The organism is Halorubrum sp. DM2 (genome assembly GCF_901686465.1).
GTDB lineage: Archaea > Halobacteriota > Halobacteria > Halobacteriales > Haloferacaceae > Halorubrum.
In genome coordinates this window covers 2623852-2639530 of sequence record NZ_LR594487.1, presented here as the reverse complement: position 1 = coordinate 2639530, position 15679 = coordinate 2623852, and the positions used below count along the sequence as shown (strand labels likewise).

Annotated in this window: 15 protein-coding genes; 6 read left to right on the top strand and 9 right to left on the bottom strand. The window is 70.7% G+C overall.

Going from position 1 to position 15679, the window contains the following annotated elements:
- Positions 1-21: 21 nt before the first annotated feature.
- Positions 22-534: a metal-dependent hydrolase gene (locus QOL69_RS13260; protein WP_283403542.1), complete on the top strand. Its 513-nt coding sequence runs from the start codon at positions 22-24 to the stop codon at positions 532-534.
- 462 nt (positions 535-996) lie between these two features.
- Here the strand turns inward: QOL69_RS13260 and QOL69_RS13255 are convergent, their stop codons facing one another.
- Complete coding sequence (locus QOL69_RS13255) at positions 997-1788, bottom strand: PHP-associated domain-containing protein (protein WP_283403541.1); 792 nt, start codon at positions 1786-1788, stop codon at positions 997-999.
- 95 nt (positions 1789-1883) lie between these two features.
- Between QOL69_RS13255 and QOL69_RS13250 the strand changes: the two genes are divergently transcribed.
- Complete coding sequence (locus QOL69_RS13250) at positions 1884-2183, top strand: DUF7565 family protein (protein WP_283403540.1); 300 nt, start codon at positions 1884-1886, stop codon at positions 2181-2183.
- A gap of 26 nt (positions 2184-2209) precedes the next feature.
- Here QOL69_RS13250 and rocF read toward each other — a convergent pair whose 3' ends face one another.
- Positions 2210-3115 carry an arginase gene (gene rocF / locus QOL69_RS13245; RefSeq protein ID WP_283403539.1) on the bottom strand — a complete coding sequence of 302 codons (906 nt, stop codon included), beginning with the start codon at positions 3113-3115 and terminating at the stop codon, positions 2210-2212.
- A gap of 125 nt (positions 3116-3240) precedes the next feature.
- Between rocF and QOL69_RS13240 the strand changes: the two genes are divergently transcribed.
- Both QOL69_RS13240 and QOL69_RS13235 read left to right on the top strand, forming a co-directional pair.
- Positions 3241-3459: a hypothetical protein gene (locus QOL69_RS13240; protein WP_283403538.1), complete on the top strand. Its 219-nt coding sequence runs from the start codon at positions 3241-3243 to the stop codon at positions 3457-3459.
- A gap of 107 nt (positions 3460-3566) precedes the next feature.
- Positions 3567-4100, top strand: a complete 534-nt coding sequence (locus QOL69_RS13235; protein WP_006628882.1) for an Rrf2 family transcriptional regulator — start codon at positions 3567-3569, stop codon at positions 4098-4100.
- 522 nt (positions 4101-4622) lie between these two features.
- Here QOL69_RS13235 and QOL69_RS13230 read toward each other — a convergent pair.
- Together QOL69_RS13230 and QOL69_RS13225 are read right to left on the bottom strand one after the other, a co-directional pair.
- A complete protein-coding gene (locus tag QOL69_RS13230) occupies positions 4623-5804 on the bottom strand; it encodes an NAD(P)/FAD-dependent oxidoreductase (protein ID WP_283403537.1) in 1182 nt (393 codons plus the stop codon).
- An 82-nt stretch (positions 5805-5886) separates the two neighbouring features.
- Positions 5887-6753 (bottom strand): nucleoside phosphorylase, encoded by an 867-nt coding sequence (locus tag QOL69_RS13225; RefSeq protein ID WP_283403536.1) that lies wholly within the window; start codon positions 6751-6753, stop codon positions 5887-5889.
- Positions 6754-6904: 151 nt separating this feature from the next.
- Here QOL69_RS13225 and QOL69_RS13220 point away from each other — a divergent pair, with 151 nt between their 5' ends.
- Together QOL69_RS13220 and QOL69_RS13215 are read left to right on the top strand one after the other, a co-directional pair.
- The gene (locus QOL69_RS13220; protein ID WP_283403535.1) at positions 6905-7666 is read left to right on the top strand and encodes a helix-turn-helix domain-containing protein; all 762 of its coding nucleotides are present in this window, start codon (positions 6905-6907) and stop codon (positions 7664-7666) included.
- 110 nt (positions 7667-7776) lie between these two features.
- Positions 7777-9252, top strand: coding sequence for an amidohydrolase family protein (locus QOL69_RS13215; RefSeq protein WP_283403534.1), 1476 nt, complete (start codon positions 7777-7779; stop codon positions 9250-9252).
- A gap of 111 nt (positions 9253-9363) precedes the next feature.
- On the opposite strand, the gene cdd is transcribed toward QOL69_RS13215, so the two are convergent.
- From cdd to QOL69_RS13190, 5 genes are all read right to left on the bottom strand, one after another.
- A complete protein-coding gene (cdd, locus tag QOL69_RS13210; RefSeq protein WP_345782499.1) occupies positions 9364-9819 on the bottom strand; it encodes a cytidine deaminase in 456 nt (151 codons plus the stop codon).
- A gap of 359 nt (positions 9820-10178) precedes the next feature.
- Positions 10179-11771 carry a glutamate-cysteine ligase family protein gene (locus QOL69_RS13205; protein ID WP_283403532.1) on the bottom strand — a complete coding sequence of 531 codons (1593 nt, stop codon included), beginning with the start codon at positions 11769-11771 and terminating at the stop codon, positions 10179-10181.
- A gap of 77 nt (positions 11772-11848) precedes the next feature.
- Entirely contained in the window at positions 11849-12583 is a 735-nt protein-coding gene (locus tag QOL69_RS13200) for an MBL fold metallo-hydrolase (RefSeq protein ID WP_283403531.1), read from the bottom strand.
- 35 nt (positions 12584-12618) lie between these two features.
- Complete coding sequence (locus tag QOL69_RS13195; RefSeq protein WP_283403530.1) at positions 12619-13512, bottom strand: hypothetical protein; 894 nt, start codon at positions 13510-13512, stop codon at positions 12619-12621.
- Between the two features lie 95 nt (positions 13513-13607).
- A complete protein-coding gene (locus QOL69_RS13190; protein ID WP_283403529.1) occupies positions 13608-15572 on the bottom strand; it encodes an ATP-dependent DNA ligase in 1965 nt (654 codons plus the stop codon).
- Positions 15573-15679 lie beyond the last annotated feature (107 nt).

The window sequence follows — 15679 nt, the reverse complement described above, 5'->3', positions numbered from 1 at the left end:
TCGAGACGCAGAGCGAACGGTATGAACAAACGCGGCCACGTTCTCAACGGGCTCCTGCTCGCGCTGGGACTCGGATTCGTCCTCGAACCCGGTCTCGACGCGGCGACGGCGAAGATGGTCGCACAGGTCACCGTTCCCGTCGTGTTGGGCGCGCTGTTCCCCGACGTCGACACCGCCTTCGGACGCCACCGGAAGACGCTCCACAGCCTCCCGGTGTTGGCGGTCTTCCTCGCGTACCCGGTAGTCTTCGGCAACCTCCAGTACGTGTGGATCGGCGTGTTGACGCACTACGTCCTCGACGTGGTCGGGAGCCGACGGGGGATCGCGCTGTTCCACCCGCTCTCCGACAAGGAGTACTCGCTGCCGACGGGCGTGACGACGAGCAGCAAGTACGCGGACCTCGTCACCGTGATCATCACGGCCGTCGAGATCGCCGCGCTCTGGGCGATCAACGAGTTCGTCATCAATCTCGAACTCGATCTCTCGGCGGTCACGCAGACGATTTCGGAGGCCGCGGCCGGGTTCGGTATATAAACGAGGCTCGGTAGAAACGATCAGCGACACGGTAGTGCGGTCATTTATAAATCGTCGATCGACGCGAACGCTACCGAATCCCCAGCCGCTCGGCTGTACGTAGCTGTTTCTTATAAATCGCCGAGCGACACGGATACCTCCGAAGCCCCAGTCGCGAGGCGGGCGTACGCTCGTTGCGCTCCTCGTCGCTCACTGCGTTCGCTCCTGCGGTGCTTGCGTCGTCATCAGAACGCGGAGCGTTCTGATTGGCTCACGAGAGCTTCGCTCTCGTGAACGCCTACGCCCGCCTCGCGACTGCCCCTTCGAGTCCCACCCGGCACCGCCCCGCACAGCACCTCACGCCTCCCCAGCCTCGCGCGTGCTGTCGCCGGCGGCGGAGCCGCCGGCTGCCAGAGGGACCTCCGGTCCCTCGCGTCTCGCGGCCTCCGGCCGCTCGCAGGCACGCGCCACCGCTTTGTCCGTCTACTCGTAGACGCTCACGTCGTCGAACCGGCCCTCGTAGGCGACGTTCGACGGGAGCGTCGGCTCGTTGCCGGAGAGGAACATGCGGTCGAGTTTCACCCAAGTGTTCTCATAGCCGAGGTGCGCGAACTCGACGAGCCCGCGGAGCCGGTGGCCGGCCCCGCCGCGGTGGATAACCTTTCGGGGACGGCGCTCGCGGAACGCGTCGGCGACCGCCTCGGCGTCGTCGAGGTCGCCCTCGAAGGCGGTCCACGCCTCGCCGACCGTGCCGGAGAGGTGCGCGTACGACGAGCCGAACCCGGCGCAGTCGGTCGCCTCGGCGGTCCGGCGCGCTCGGGCGTTCTGGTGGGGCAGCAGCTTCGTGTTGTACGTCTCTATCGCGTCGATCCGGTCGGCGTGAGCGTCGACCTCGGGCTGCGTGAGCGAGATGGTAGCAAAGCCGGGATGCGGGACGAGGACGGCGGCGTCCTGCCGCACGAACTCCGCCATCGCGCCCTCGAAGGTGATGTAGTCGGGGACCGGGTCGGAGAGGCCGACGACGAGGAGGTGCCGGCGGTTCCCCCAGTCGCCGGTGAACACCTCGCGGGCGGGGACGACGGTCAGCTCGTCGTCGGAGTACCGTGCCGCGCGCTCCCGGACCGTGGGGAGCCGCGTGAAGTGCGGCGCGTACACGAGCGCGTCGATCCCGCGGGCCTTCGCGCGGGCGACGACCTCGTCGTCGAGCACCTTGACGTGGGCGTCGACGCGCGTTTGCGATCGGGTCACGGTCGGACGGTCGTCGCCGTCGCGCAAAGGCGTATCGTTCGACGACGACGGTGCCGCGACCGCAGGCCGAACGCGGCGTCGACGTGGGAAAGCGTTAATCTCCCGCGGGCGAGAGTCCGGGTATGGCCCCTCGCTGGACGTGCGGCATCGGCGACTGCGACGCCGCCTTCGACGACGTGGAGGCGGCGATCGTCCACCAGACCAACGACCACCAGCGCCACGAGTGCAAGGTGTGTGGCACCATCGTCCCCGACGGCTACTTCGCGATCCGCCACGCGTTCGACGAGCACACCCGCGCCGAGTTCGTCCGCGCGTACGACGCCGACTCGGCGGCGGTGCGCCGCCGCGAGGAGATCAAAGGCGAGATCGAGACCGAAGCGGACCTCCAGCGGGTCGTCGAACAGCTCGACCGCGGCGTCTGACGCGGTCGATCTCGGCGAGTTCGACCCTACAGCACGCGCTTCCCGAGCGCGCTCGCCGCCAGCTCCGTCGCCAGTTCGGCCGTCTCGTTGTGCTGGTCGAGCGTCGGATTCACCTCGACGAGTTCCATCGACCGGAGCGCGTCCGTCTCGTCGACGATCTCCATCGCGCTGTGCGCCTCTCGGTAGGTGACCCCGCCGCGGACGGGCGTCCCGACGCCGGGTGCCGCGTTCGGGTCGAGCCAGTCCAGATCGAGGCTGACGTGGATCCCGTCGACGCCGGCCGCGGCGACCGACAGCGCCTCCTCCGTGACGTCCGTGATCCCCCGCTCGTCGATGTCGGACATCGTGTACGCCGCGAAGCCGCGCTCGCGGATCAGCTCGGCCTCCGCCTCGTCGACCGAGCGGAGACCGACCAAGGCGACGTTCTCCGGGGAGAGCCCCGTCGCGTTCGCCCACTCGGTGTCCGCGAACTCGCCGATCCCGAGCGCGGCCGCCAGCGGCATCCCGTGGACGTTGCCCGAGGGCGTCGTCGCGGGCGTGTTGAGGTCGGCGTGCGCGTCGAACCACACGGCACCGATGTCCGCGTCGCGCGCGGACCCGACGAGACTCCCGATGGCGATGGAGTGGTCGCCGCCGAGCGCGAGCGGGATCTCCCCGTCGGCGAGCGTCGCCGCGACCTCGTCGCCGAGCCGCCGGCAGACGTCGGCCGTCTCGCGGAGGAACTTCGCCTTCCCCTCGCTCGGCGCGTCCGCGTCCGGATCGCGCTCCTCGGCGCGCGGGACGAGGAGGTCGCCCCCGTCGGTCGTCTCGACGCCCGCTCCGGCGAGCTGGTCGGCGAGCCCGCCGTACCGGATCGCCGACGGTCCCATGTCGACCCCGCGTCGGTTCGCCCCGTAGTCGGTCGGCGCGCCGATGATCCTGACCGTGGTCATACCGGCTACGCGGCGCGCCGGCGCTTGAATGGTGGGGATCGCCGTCCAGCCGTGCCCGCCGTGCCTACCGTACCCGCCTCGCCGGATCGGACACCGTTTTGCGCCCGGACCGCCACGGGTCGACCATGGACGGTTCGGATTCGTACTCCGTCGAGCCCGGCGACATCGAGCCGGTCGGCGCGATGATCGCGGTCGCGTTCACCGGCGCGGCGGTCGGACTCGTCGGCGGCGCGGTCTCGTTCGTCTCCGCCGACCTCGGGCTCGCGCTGGTCGGCGTCGGCGTTGTCGTCGCGCTCTCCAGTCCGATCGCGTACGTTCGGATGAAGCGGCTGCGCGGCGAGTGACCCGAACCGACCGGAGCCGGCCGTAGCCCGCCACCGAGCGGATTCCACACGATCGTTTATAAGTGAGTTCCATCGCATTTAAGCGGGGGCGCTATCTATCTGTTCGCATGTCATCGATCGAGCTCACGTCGAGCCAGAAAAGCATCCTCACGGCCCTGATCAACCTGTACGGGGAACAGGAAGACGCCGTGAAAGGCGAGGCGATCGCCGAGGAGGTCGACCGTAACCCGGGAACGATCCGCAACCAGATGCAGAGCCTCAAGGCCCTCCAGCTGGTCGAGGGCGTACCGGGACCGAAGGGCGGCTACAAGCCCACCTCGAACGCCTACGAGGCGCTCGACATCCAGCGCATGGACGAGCCGGCCGACGTCCCGATCTACCACGAGGGCGAGCAGATCGAGGGGGTCAACGTCGACGGGATCGACCTCTCCAGCGTCCACCACCCCGAGCTGTGCCGCGCCGAGATCCACGTTCAGGGCTCGGTCCGCGACTTCCACGAGGGCGACTCCGTCACCGTCGGTCCGACGCCGCTCTCGAAGCTCGTCATCGACGGGACGGTCGACGGCAAAGACGACACCGCGAACGTCCTCATCCTCCGGATCGACGACATGCGAGCGCCCGACGAGCCGGCCGAGCACTAACGGCGACGATCGGGTTCACGTCGAACGGGTGCCGGAGTATTCCGTCGAAACGACCTTCTCAAAGTTCTCGGCGATCGATTCCTCTCTACGTCTTCGAGCGGTCAGTACAGAGGAAAAGCGAGTGATCTACGGTGCGGTGGCGCGCGCCTCCGAGGCCGCATCGCGGCCGAGGAGCGCCGCGCGAGGGACGCGGCGAGCGCTCGGAGAGCGCGAGCCGCGAGGCTGGGGAGGAGTGAGGCGCGGTTGCGGTGCTGTGTGCTGTGCGGGGCGGGACTCGAAGGGGCAGCCGCGAGGCGGGCGCAGGCGACAGCAGGACCACAGCGAAGGAGCGAGTGAAACGAGCGACTGAGAGAGGACCGCCCCGAGCGTGCGCCCGCCTCGCGGCTGGGGCTTCGGCGGTCGTGTCGATCAGCGACCTGAAAGCAGCAACGTATCGCCGAGCGGCTTGAGCTTCGGCGGTCTCCACGTTGATCGAGCGCTTATGAACGATAGCAACATCGTATAGCCGCGAGTCGCCCCTACTCACATGTCGCCGAACGCGCTGACGCCGCGGCTCGCGGAGGAGACCTTGGCGATCCAGCGCGTGGCGATGGCCTTCTTCAGCAGCTTCGCGGGCTTCCCGCCGAACGTCTTGATCGGCATTCCCATCACGTCGTGGGCGACCGCGTCCTCGCCGACGGAGATGACCGTCCCCTTGTCCTCGTGGGTCCACGAGCGGAGCGGCGCGCCGCGGGCGGCGCGAGCGAGGTTGGCCCCGGCGACCTCGGCGGCCTGCCAGGCGGCCTGCGCGGTCGGCGGCGCGACGTCGTCGTCGCCCTGCTCGACGAGGGCGGTGTCGCCGATGGCGAACACGCGGTCGTCGCTGGTGGTGAAGTCGGAGCCGGCGTGGACGCGGTTCGAGCGCTCGTCCTTGTCGACCTCGACGTTCTCTAACTCCGGCTGGCCCGTAATTCCGCCGGTCCAGATCAGCACGTCGTGTGCGAGTTCCTCCGGCTCCTCGTCCTCGCCGCCGCCGAGGTAGACGGCCTCCTCGTCGGCCTTCGAGATGAAGTCGCCGGTGAGGATCTCCACGTCGGCGTCCTCCAGCCGCTGGCGCAGCGCACCCTGTACCTGGGGGTCGTTGCCGGGGAAGACCTCGTCGAGGCCCTCGACGAGCTTGATGTTGATGGGCGCGCGGTGCTTGTCGCGGTACTCGGCGATCTCGCCCGCCGTCTGGATGCCCGAGAGGCCGGCACCGCCGACGATGACCTCGACGGGGTCGGAGCGGGTGGCCTCGGCCGCCGCCTCGCGGACGTCCTCGTGGATCGCCTTCGCGTCCTCCAGGCCCTTCAGCTGGTGGGCGTTCTCCTTCAGCCCCTCGATGCCGAAGAAGGCCGTCGTGGAGCCGACACCCAAGAGGAGGTAGTCGTAGTCGACGGTCGTCCCGTCGTCCGTCTCGACGACTCGCTCCTCGGGGTCGACGTCGACGACCCGACCCTGGACGAAGTCGGACTCGGGCGATTTGATCTCGTCGACGGGGATCGTAATCTTGTCTTCGACCGCGGGGTTGCGGATCGCGCGGTGGACCTCGTGTAAAACGAGGTGGTAGTCGTGTTCGGAGATCCACGTGAGCTCCGCCTCGCCCTCGCCGACCTCGTCTTCGAACGCCTTCACCGCCCCTGCGCCGGCGTACCCGGAGCCGACGACCACGACCTGTGTACTCATGCGTGTCGCTCCGCGGCCCGCGGATAAAGTCGCTTTGGAACGACTGCCAGCAAATATTGCGAACGCGGCAGGCCTACACTCGCTACAGCGAGAGCCCGGCGTGCCAGCGGTCGGCACCCGCCTCGCGTTTCACCTCGTCCATACGCGCGAGCAGCTTCACCGCGAGGCTCGCGGTCTCTGCGGCGCGCGACTCGCCCTCCGTCCGGAACTCGCCGGTGATACGGTTCGCGTACACCGAACAGACCGCCCCCGCCCGGAGCCCGTACACGTTCGCGATGGTGAGGATCGCCGACGCCTCCATCTCGATGTTCTTCACGTTCGCGTCCCGTAGCTCCGCGACCAACTCGTCCGAGCCGGCGGCCTCGAACCCCTCGAACCCGGGGCGTCCCTGGCCCGCGTAGAAGGAGTCAGCGCTCATCGTGACGCCGGTGTGGTAGTCGTGGCCCAGCCGCTCCGCGGCGGCGACTAGCGCGGAGACGACCTCGCCGTCGGCGCTCGCGGGGTAGTCCTCGCGGACGTACTCGTCGCTCGTCCCCTCCTGCCGGACCGCGCCGGTCGTGATCACCAGATCGCCGACGTCCATCTCCGGCTGGATCGCGCCGCAGGAACCGACTCGAATGAACGTGTCGACGCCGACGCGCGCGAGCTCCTCGACGGCGATGGCGGCCGAGGGCGACCCGATCCCGGTCGAGGTGACGGAGATCGGGGTCCCGTCGTAGCTGCCGGTCGCGGTGCGGTACTCGCGGTGGCGCGCGACCTCCTCGTGGTCGTCCCACAGCGCCGTGATCTTGTCGACGCGCTCGGGGTTGCCGGGGAGCAGGACGGCGTCGGCGACATCCTCGGCCGCGGCCTCGACGTGGTAGCCGGCCTCGTCGTTGGGGTCTTCGCTCTCGGCGTCGGACGCCGGGGAGTCGACGGCGGGAGCGTCCGCGTCGGTCTCGTCTGTCATGTCCTCGCGGTTGGGGGAGGTATTTAAAAGTAGTTCCGGCTCGGGGCGACCGCCGCCGCGGCTCGGGGGTCGGACCGATCCTTCGGTTCGCGACGCCGAGTCGGCATATGCCAACCGTGTGTTCTTGTACGGATCGGGCGTACCGACGGACATGCAGGCGTTCGATTTCACGGTTACCTACGAGGAGGGTGCCGACGACCTGATGGACGTGTTCATCGAGAACCCGGGGCTGTACTCCCGGACGGTCTCCTGTCACGCGACCGCGGAGACGATGTGGCGCGTCGACGAGGTCACGGGACCGCCGGAGGCGCTCGCGGCGTACGACCGCCGGCTCGAAGAACTCCCCCGCTGTTCGAACCTCCGGGGAATGGGCGGGTGCGAACTCGACTGGGAACACGAGGTGCTCGCCGAGCGCCGGACGAGCCGGCTCATCTACTCGAAGCAGTCGGAGGGAGAGGGCTGTCGGTCGGTGCCGTACCTCGTGACACAGCGGCTGGGTGACGGGGCACTCTGCCGGGCACAGCAGTACGGGAACGCCTACGAGTGGAGCGTGCTCGTCGACGACGACAGCGCCCTCAGCCCCGTCTACGAGGAGCTCGAAGCGAACCTCCGACCCGGTCTCGAACTGACGTTCGAGCGAGTCGACGGCTCTCCCGACTGGACGGTCGGCCAGCCGGACGCCGACGACCTCCCGCCGGAACAGCGCGACGCGCTCCGGACCGCGATCGAACGCGGCTACTACGACACCCCACGCCGGATGTCACTTCAGGAGGTCGCAGAGGCGGAGCAGATCCCGGTGTCAACCCTCCAGTACCGCGTCTCGCGCGCCGAGGCCTGGCTCGCGAAGAACTACCTCGGCGGGCGGTCCGCGCTCGCGTCCGACGCCGTCGAGGCCGAGGAGACCACCCCGTAGCCGACGCGTCGCCCGCCGCCCCAGCCGACGCGTTGCCCGCCCCGAAACCGCGGTTGGAACATACCGAACGAACGCCCACGGTTCGGCGGCCCGAATCGAGACTGTCGACAATGCGACGAGGAACGAACGACGACGGCGGCGTGTCGCGACGGAACTATCTGACGGGCGGAGCGGCGGCGCTCTCGCTTTCGATCGCGGGCTGTATGGGGTCGATCGGCGGCGACGACGGCGGCGAATCCGGAGGAGGCGGCTCGAACGGGCTCCTCCTGCGGGACGGGAGCGTGATCTCCGTCGATCCCGACATCGGCGTCTTGGAGCGCGCGGACGTCTACGTGGAGGACGGCGAGATAATCGAGGTCGCCGAGGGGATCGACGCCGACGGCGCGACGGTCATCGACGCGTCGGGGTCGGTCGTCGCGCCCGGGTTCGTCAACACGCACCTCCACACGTGGCAGGCCGGCGTACGCGGGATCGCGGGCGACTGGACGTTCTCCGACTACCTCGAGATCATGCTCGGCGAGGTGAGCAGCCACTACGAGCCGGACGACGCCTACCTCGGGAACCTGTTCGGTGCCGCGGAACAGCTCAACGCCGGGACGACGACGATTCTCGACTGGTTCCACATCGCTAACTCCCCGGACCACTCCGACCGGGCGATCGACGGCTTGGAGGACGCGGGTATCCGGGCGGTGTTCGCCCACGGGCCGCCGGGCGACGACGGCGCGACGTGGTGGGAGGCGAGCACGGAGCCGCACCCGGACGACATCGAGCGGCTCCACGACGAGCGCTTCCCCGTCGCCGACGACCGGATCACGCTCGCGATGGGGATCCGCGGCCCCGACTACGCCACGGATGAGGTGGTCGAAGAGGACATCACTCGCGCCCGCGAGATGGGCATCCCCGCCTCGATGCACATCGGGTCCCTCGGCGGCGGCGGCGTCTACACCTTAGAGGAGCTGGGGCTGCTCGGCGACGACCTCAACTACGTCCACGCTAACCGCTTCGAGGACGAGGAGTTCGCGCTCGTCGGCGACTCCGGCGGCTCGGTGTCGACGACGCCGGAGGTCGAACTCCAGATGGGGATGGGGACACCGGTCCTCGGGAAGGCGGCGGCGGCGGGCGCAACCCCGTCGGTCGGGGTCGACATCGTCTCGAACGTCAGCGGCGACATGTTCACGCAAACCCGTATGGCGGTCGGCGTCCAGCGGGGACTCGACAATCGGCCGGTCGTCGAGCGCGGCGAGCAGACGACCGAGGTCTCCATCAACCCGCACCGGGCGCTGGAGATCGCGACGATCGAGGGTGCCCGGGCGCTCAGGCTGGAGGACCGCGTCGGCTCGATCACGCCGGGGAAGCGCGCCGACCTCGTCGTGATCGACGGTGGCGACATCAACACGCTACCGGTCAACAACCCGGTCGAGACGGTGGCGTTCCAAGCGGGCGTCGGGAACGTCGACACCGTGGTCGTCGACGGCGAGGTCGTGAAACGCGACGGCTCGCTCACGAACGACCGCCTCGCCGAGGAGCGGGAGGCCTTCAAGTCGTCCGCCGAGCGGGTCCTCTCCGAGAGCGGTCTCGGCGAGTGAGCCGGAAGGCGCTCCGACGGACCCGTCGATAGTCCGAAAGAACGGGGGCGTTCCGGTGCCCAGAGTGCGGCGACACCCAACGCCGGCTTCGGCGAGGCGGCGTCGACCGGATCAGTCGCCGGCGTCGCGCGCCTCGCCCGCTTCGCTCGCGTCGTCGAGCGTCCCCTCCGAGATGGTGTTCGGGAGCAGTTCGCCGAGCGTGTACTCCGCGACCGCGTCGCCGCCCTCGTCGCAGGCGACGACGAGGTCGTCGGCCGCGAACTCCGCGAGCGTCTGCCGGCACATCCCGCAGGGGGTGACGCCGTCGCGGACGCCGGAGGAGACCGCGATCCGCTCGAACTCGTGGTGACCGTTCTTCACCGCCTCCGCGAGCGCGACCTCCTCGGCGTGGAGGCTGTTGGAGTAGTTAGCGTTCTCGATGTTACAGCCGGTGTAGACGGTTCCGTCGGCGGTTTCGAGCGCCGCGCCGACGCGGTACTCGGAGTACGGGACGTGGGCGTTCGTCAGGGCTTCTCTGGCCGCGGCGATCAGATCGTCCATGGTCGGGCGATCGGACGGCGCGCCGATAACTGTACTGTGTCGCGGATCGGTGGGTCGATGGTGACGACAAAGGTTACTCCGCGACCGAGACCGCCGAAGCCCCAGCCACGAGGCGGGCGCACGCTCGCTGCGCGCTTCAGTCGCTCGCGCTGCTCGCTCCTTCCAGTGCTTGCGTCGCCTGCGCCCGCCTCGTGGCTGCCCCTTCGAGTCCCCGTCCCGCACCGCGCAGCACCGCACCTCACGCCTCCCCAGCCTCGTCGACCGGTCTCCGCTTCGCTCCGACCGGTCGACTCCCTCGCGCGGTGCTCCTCGCGGTCGCCGGTGGCGACCGCTCAGAGGCACGCGCCACCGCCAGAAAAGTTGGAAAAGCGTCGCGAGAGGTCGGGTCAGTCGTCGTCCGTCCACGCCGAGAAGCCGCCCTCGATGAGCGTCTCGGACTGACGGTCGATGTACTCCCGCTGGGTGTCCTGGACCGCGGTCGCGAAGTCGTCGCCGTCGTCGAGGCGGTCGCGGACGCGGTCCCGCTTCCAGCTCGCCGGCGTCATGCGGTTCGCGACGCGCCAGCGGAGCGGCGCGACCCACGCGGCGGCCTCGTCGTCGGCGCAGCCGGCGGTTCTGAGTCCCGCCTCCGCGTGGTCGAGAAGGTCGTCGTACAGCGCGTCGATATCGGTCGTGCGCTCGCCGTCGAGGCCGATCCACTCCATGTCGGCGTCGAGTCCGTCCGCGACCGCGGCGTAGAAGTTGTCGCGGGCGGTCTCCCAGTCGAGTCCGATGACGGGGTGTTCGCGCTGCGGGAGCGCCTGCATCAGCCCCGCGAAAGTTCCCTGGAAGGCGATGGAGTCGCGGACGGTGGGCTGGCCGGGGATGGGGCGGAACTCGATGCGGGCGTTCGCGGCCGAGCGGCTGGACCCCTCGAAGACGGGGCGGACCCACCGCCAGTAGCTGCCGTGTTTCGTGCGGAACGTCGCGAACGCGTCGTCGAACCGGTCGCTGCCGCCGGGGTCCGGCATCGGGATCAGCGTCTCGTCGGCCGCGATGCGGTCGACCGCGGTCTCGACGTCGCGGAAGTCGCGCGGGAACCGCACCTTGTCGGCGTCGGTCCGCGAGTTGAGGACCGACTCGAAGACGTGGATCCGGTTCGCGGTCGCGCCCTCGGCGAGGACCCGCTCGCCGTCCCAGTCGTCGTCGTACAGGTCGGGCGGGAAGAAGGGAGAGTTCGCGCCGAGCGCCAGTAGCGGGCCGGCGATCCGCAGCGCGTACCGGAAGTGCTCCGGGAGCGTATCGGCGCGTGCCACCTGGTAGTGCGGCTGAACGGACGTGATGAGGCTCTCGGGCATCACCGTCTCGGCCGCCAGCGACACGCCCGGCGCGTCGAGGCGGACTGCCGGATTCCCGTCCCCGGCGTTCGGGTCGGCGTCCGTCGACCCCTCCCGGCGGGTGTTGGCCATCGCGTGGTACCGGACCGCGTCGCTCATGTTGACCGCGACGACGACGCCGTCAACCTCGACGCTGTCGGTGAGGTACTCGCGCGCCGTCTCGCCCGCGGGCGGGATGGTCCAGAGCCCGTCGGAGACGAGCCGCATCCCCTCGACGCCCGCGGTGTTCTCCGCGGCCTCCAGCCGCGCGCGGACCTCGGCGAGCTGCGCGCGGAGCCCGTGGTCGGAGAGCGGCTGCGGGCTCGTACACATCTCCGCGTTGTGGAGTCCCAGCTCCTTCTCGAAGCCCATCAGCTCCAACATGCGGCGCGGGACTCTCATGAGGGCGTACTCGCCCGCCCGGGACTCCTCGCTCCACCGGCCGTCGCCGACCGCGTAGAACTCGTACTCGAAGCCGACGATCGACTGGTGGTTGTCGAAGGAGCCGTCGTGGAGCTCTTGTTTGACGATCTCGGCCTCCTCGGCCGCGCGCTCGGCGAACGCCTCGGCGTCGACCGAGAGCGCCTCCCGGACCCCGTCTGCGAGCGCAGACTCGGTGGTCATGCGACCGGGGAAGGACGCGGCGGCGTAAAAAGGCCTCCGGCCGAAAGAACGCCTGGATCCGGGTCGCGGGGACCGCTCTACTGGTTCGCCGAGCGCGCGTCGAGCGCGACGGGGATCGACCGGCTCGCGACGTCGCCGGCGAACGCCTCGCCGTCGGCTTCCAGCTTCTCGAAGGTGTCGTAGTGGATCGGGACGACGAGGTCGGGTCCCATCGCCTCGGCCAATTCGGCCGCCTCGCACCGGTCCGCGACGATGCCGCCTCCGCCGATGTTCGCGAGGAAGACGGAGACGTCGAGTTCGGCGAACCCGTCGAGCGCGTCCGAGTCGCCGGGCCAGAAGACGGTGCGCCCGCCGAGCGACAGCAGGAACCCGCAGCCGAAGCCGGGCGGGTGCGCGACGGAGCCGTCGGGTCCGGCGTTCGGTCCCTCGGGGTCGTTGTGGGCGGGGACGGACCACACCCGTACCTCGCCCGCGGGCGTGTCGACGTCGACGCGGTCCTCCTCGCCGACGCGGACGATCTCGTAGTCGTCTGCGAGCGCGTCGATCGGCTCCACGTCGCGGTCGATACCGGCGGGGTCGACCGCCTCGTAGATCACGAGCGTCGCGTCCCCGCTCGCGACCGACCGGATCCCGTCGCTGTCGTAGTGGTGGTCGTGGGTGACGACGACGAGGTCGCCGTCGCGCGCCCAGTAGTCGTCGAGGACGCCGTACCGGCCGGGGTCGGTGTAGACGACCGGTCCCCCGTCGGTCTCCAGCCGCGCCGTCGCGTAGCCGAGCCACTCAACCGCGAACTCCTCGTAGCGGACCGTCATGTCGCGGTCTCCGTCCGGAGTCGTCTTGAGGGTGGCTATCGGTCGCGGTCGCGGTCGCGGTCGCGGCCGACTTCGGACCCCTCATCGCCGGTCGACCCGCCGTCGCCGGTCAAGCGGGGGTCCCCGTCGTCGATCACGGCGAGGTCCCACGCGGCGGCGAGCGCGTCGTCGTCGAGCGACCGCCCGAGCGCGTGTTCCGGCACCAGCGGCATCGGGACCGGGACGTACCCGGCGTCGCGCAACGCGGCGAATCCGCCGACCGTCTCGACGACGGTCCCGTCGTCGCCCCGCCGGACGCGGAACCGCTTGTCGGCCGGGTCGCGGCGGTACGCGAACGGGAAGACATCGTCGGCCGGCGTCCGAAGGCTCTCGACGCCCGCGAGGACCGCGACAGGACTTCCGTCGACCTCGCAGACCAGCCGCGGGACCGCCGGTCGACCGTCCTCGTCGACCGCGGCGGCGTCGACGTCCGCGCCGGCCGCGATCGGCCCGGCAGGAGTGTCGGTCTCGCGCCAGGCGAACGTCGGCTCGCCGAGGCCGTCGGCGCGGACGCAGGCGTAGCCGCCGCCGGAGACCGGGACCCGGTCCGGCCCGAGGTGGAACGTCCGGCGGCCGTCGCGGCGGGCGGCGAGCAGCGGCGGGTCGGCGAGGAGGTCGCGCACGGCGGCCGCGGTGTCGGCGTCGCGGACGGCAAACAGGACGCGACGGTCGCGGTCGAGCGCGTGGCCAAGCCGCGAGGTGATCACGACGGGTGTCGCGTCGTCCGCGGCGAGCGGCTCCACTGCGACCCGGTCGTCGCCCCGGGTCGCGACCGCGGGCGGTTCCGTGCCCGACTCCGGGCGGGTGACGGTAAACCCCTCCGCGGCGAGCCGGGCGGCGGCCGCGTCGGTGAGGTCGCGCCGCGTCGCGTCGCCGAGGGGGCCAAGCATACTCGACCGTACGAGCCGGAGCGTGAAGGGGTTTCGCGTGGCGGAACGCGGGTCGTCTGTCGAGCCCCTTGTCCGCCCGCCCTTCCGCCGCCCGATCAGTCGTCGCCGGCGAGCCGGCGGACGCGGGCGAGCGAGTCGGCGTCGTCGACCGACTTGTCCTCGCGGACGCCGACGAACCGGGGGAACCGGAGGGCGTAGCCGGCCGAGTACGTCGGCGAGGTCTGGATCTCCTCGTAGCCGACCTCGATCACCAGCACCGGGTCGAACGCGACCGTCGTGCCCGACTCGCCGACGACGTGCGGCTCCAACCGTTCCGTGAGGTCGCCGAGCGCCTCGTCGGTGATTCCCGTGGCGACCTTCCCGACCGTGGCGTATCCCGGCGGAAGGAGGTCCGCCGCGTCATCGAGGGCGTCGCCCCCGGACGCGTCGGAGGTGAACGCGTCGCGGTCCGGGGCGTCGCTCGCGACGCCCTCGTCGCGGACGGCGAGCAGGAACGTCCCGAACAGTTCCGCGCGGCGTCCCTCCCCCCACTCGGCCCCGACGACGACCGCGTCGAGCGTCTCCACGTCGGGCTTGCGTTTCAGCCAGTCGCGCCCGCGGTTGCCGGGGGTATACGCCGCCTCCGGACTTTTTAGCATGACGCCCTCGTGGCCCGCGTCGAGGGCGTCGCGCTCCGCGGCGGCGATCGCGTCCGGGTCGTCCGCAAGCGTGAGATCCGCCGCCGCGTCGCCGAGGGCCGCCCGAAGCCGCTCGTGGCGGACGCGGAGGGGTTCGTCGAGCAGGTCGTCGCCGTCGGCGTGGAGGCAGTCGAAGGCGTGGAGCCGCAGCGAGACGGTCTCCCGCATCCGGTCGACGTCGTGTTTCCGGCGGAACCGCCGAAGCACCTCCTGAAACGGGAGCGGGTCGCCCGCGTCGTCGACCGCGACGACCTCGCCGTCGAGGATGACAGGGACGTCGACGCGCTCTGCGACGTACTCGACGATCTCCGGGAGCGCCTCGGTCACGTCGTCCATGTTCCGCGAGTAGAGCCGCGGGCCGAGCGCCACGTCGTCACGGTCGCTCGCGTCCGCGTCCGCCGGGGCGGTCCCGTCCGGCGCGTAGTGGACCTGAACGCGCGCGCCGTCGAACTTCGTCTCGACGGCGACCTCGCCGAACGAGTCGACCGCGTCGGTCGCGGTGCCCGCCTGCGCGAGCATCGCTTGAACCGGTCGGCCGACGCGCAGCGACTCCGCGCGCAGCCCCTCAATCCCCTCGTCGCGGGCGCGGACCGCGACCCGGCCGTAGTCGTTGGTCACCTGAAGGGCGCGCTCGACGGCCGCGACCGCCTCGTCGCTCGCACGGAGCGCGGGCCCGTCGGAGTCGTCATCGCCATTAGCGTCGTCGTCGGACGCATCGTCGCCGTCAGCATCGTCGTCGGAGTCGTCATCAGACGCGTCGTCGTCGCCAGCGTCGTCTGGATCGGGCGCGAGGAACGCCTCCGCCACCGCGTCCCGGACCGTCCCCTCCCCGACGCCGAGGCGCATCTCCCCGAGGACGAGGCGGGCGAGGAACGCCGCCTCGCTCGGCGAACACCGGGTGAACAGCCCGAACAGCGCGTCCCGCTTGCGCGACTCGCTCCCGTCGCCGCTCTCGGCCGCGAGTTCGCGCAGTCGCTCGTCGACGGCGGCGACGGTGAGCGCGTCGCGCCCCCCGCCGTACGCGGCGAGTCCCTGCTGTCCGCCGAAGTCGTACGCGGCCGCGACGGCACCGATCTCGCCGCGCGCCGCGAGGCGCTCCTCGACGTCGCTCGCCGACACGTTCCGGCCGGCGGCGCGGGCGATCGCCTCGCGGCAGAGCGCGGGCCCCACGTCGAGGGTGCGCGTGTCGTGGGCGGGGAAGACGCGGCCGAGCAGGAAGCGGGTGACGACCGAGAGGTCGTCGTCCGACTCGTCATCGGCGGCGTCGGCGTCCCCCGCGGAGCCGGCGTCGGCGAGCAGGTCGGCCGCCGCGAGCGTCGTCTCGATGTCGCCGTCGATCGCGGCCAGCCGTTCCGCCCGTTCCGCCAGCGCGGCGAATTCCATACGCGTCGGGTCGGCGGCCGGCGGGCAAAAGCGACCCGATGCGCGTGCGACGCGCCCCTCATGGGTCACCCCGGGCCATCGCGGGCCGCCGTCGTGGGGGGGGGAGA

Coding starts and splice junctions, on each gene's coding strand:
- QOL69_RS13260 (WP_283403542.1), top strand. CDS start 22: ATGAACAAACGCGGCCACGTTCTCAACGGGCTCCTGCTCGCGCTGGGA.
- QOL69_RS13250 (WP_283403540.1), top strand. CDS start 1,884: ATGGCCCCTCGCTGGACGTGCGGCATCGGCGACTGCGACGCCGCCTTC.
- rocF (WP_283403539.1), bottom strand. CDS start 3,115: ATGACCACGGTCAGGATCATCGGCGCGCCGACCGACTACGGGGCGAAC.
- QOL69_RS13240 (WP_283403538.1), top strand. CDS start 3,241: ATGGACGGTTCGGATTCGTACTCCGTCGAGCCCGGCGACATCGAGCCG.
- QOL69_RS13235 (WP_006628882.1), top strand. CDS start 3,567: ATGTCATCGATCGAGCTCACGTCGAGCCAGAAAAGCATCCTCACGGCC.
- QOL69_RS13230 (WP_283403537.1), bottom strand. CDS start 5,804: ATGAGTACACAGGTCGTGGTCGTCGGCTCCGGGTACGCCGGCGCAGGG.
- QOL69_RS13225 (WP_283403536.1), bottom strand. CDS start 6,753: ATGACAGACGAGACCGACGCGGACGCTCCCGCCGTCGACTCCCCGGCG.
- QOL69_RS13220 (WP_283403535.1), top strand. CDS start 6,905: ATGCAGGCGTTCGATTTCACGGTTACCTACGAGGAGGGTGCCGACGAC.
- QOL69_RS13215 (WP_283403534.1), top strand. CDS start 7,777: ATGCGACGAGGAACGAACGACGACGGCGGCGTGTCGCGACGGAACTAT.
- QOL69_RS13205 (WP_283403532.1), bottom strand. CDS start 11,771: ATGACCACCGAGTCTGCGCTCGCAGACGGGGTCCGGGAGGCGCTCTCG.
- QOL69_RS13200 (WP_283403531.1), bottom strand. CDS start 12,583: ATGACGGTCCGCTACGAGGAGTTCGCGGTTGAGTGGCTCGGCTACGCG.
- QOL69_RS13195 (WP_283403530.1), bottom strand. CDS start 13,512: ATGCTTGGCCCCCTCGGCGACGCGACGCGGCGCGACCTCACCGACGCG.
- QOL69_RS13190 (WP_283403529.1), bottom strand. CDS start 15,572: ATGGAATTCGCCGCGCTGGCGGAACGGGCGGAACGGCTGGCCGCGATC.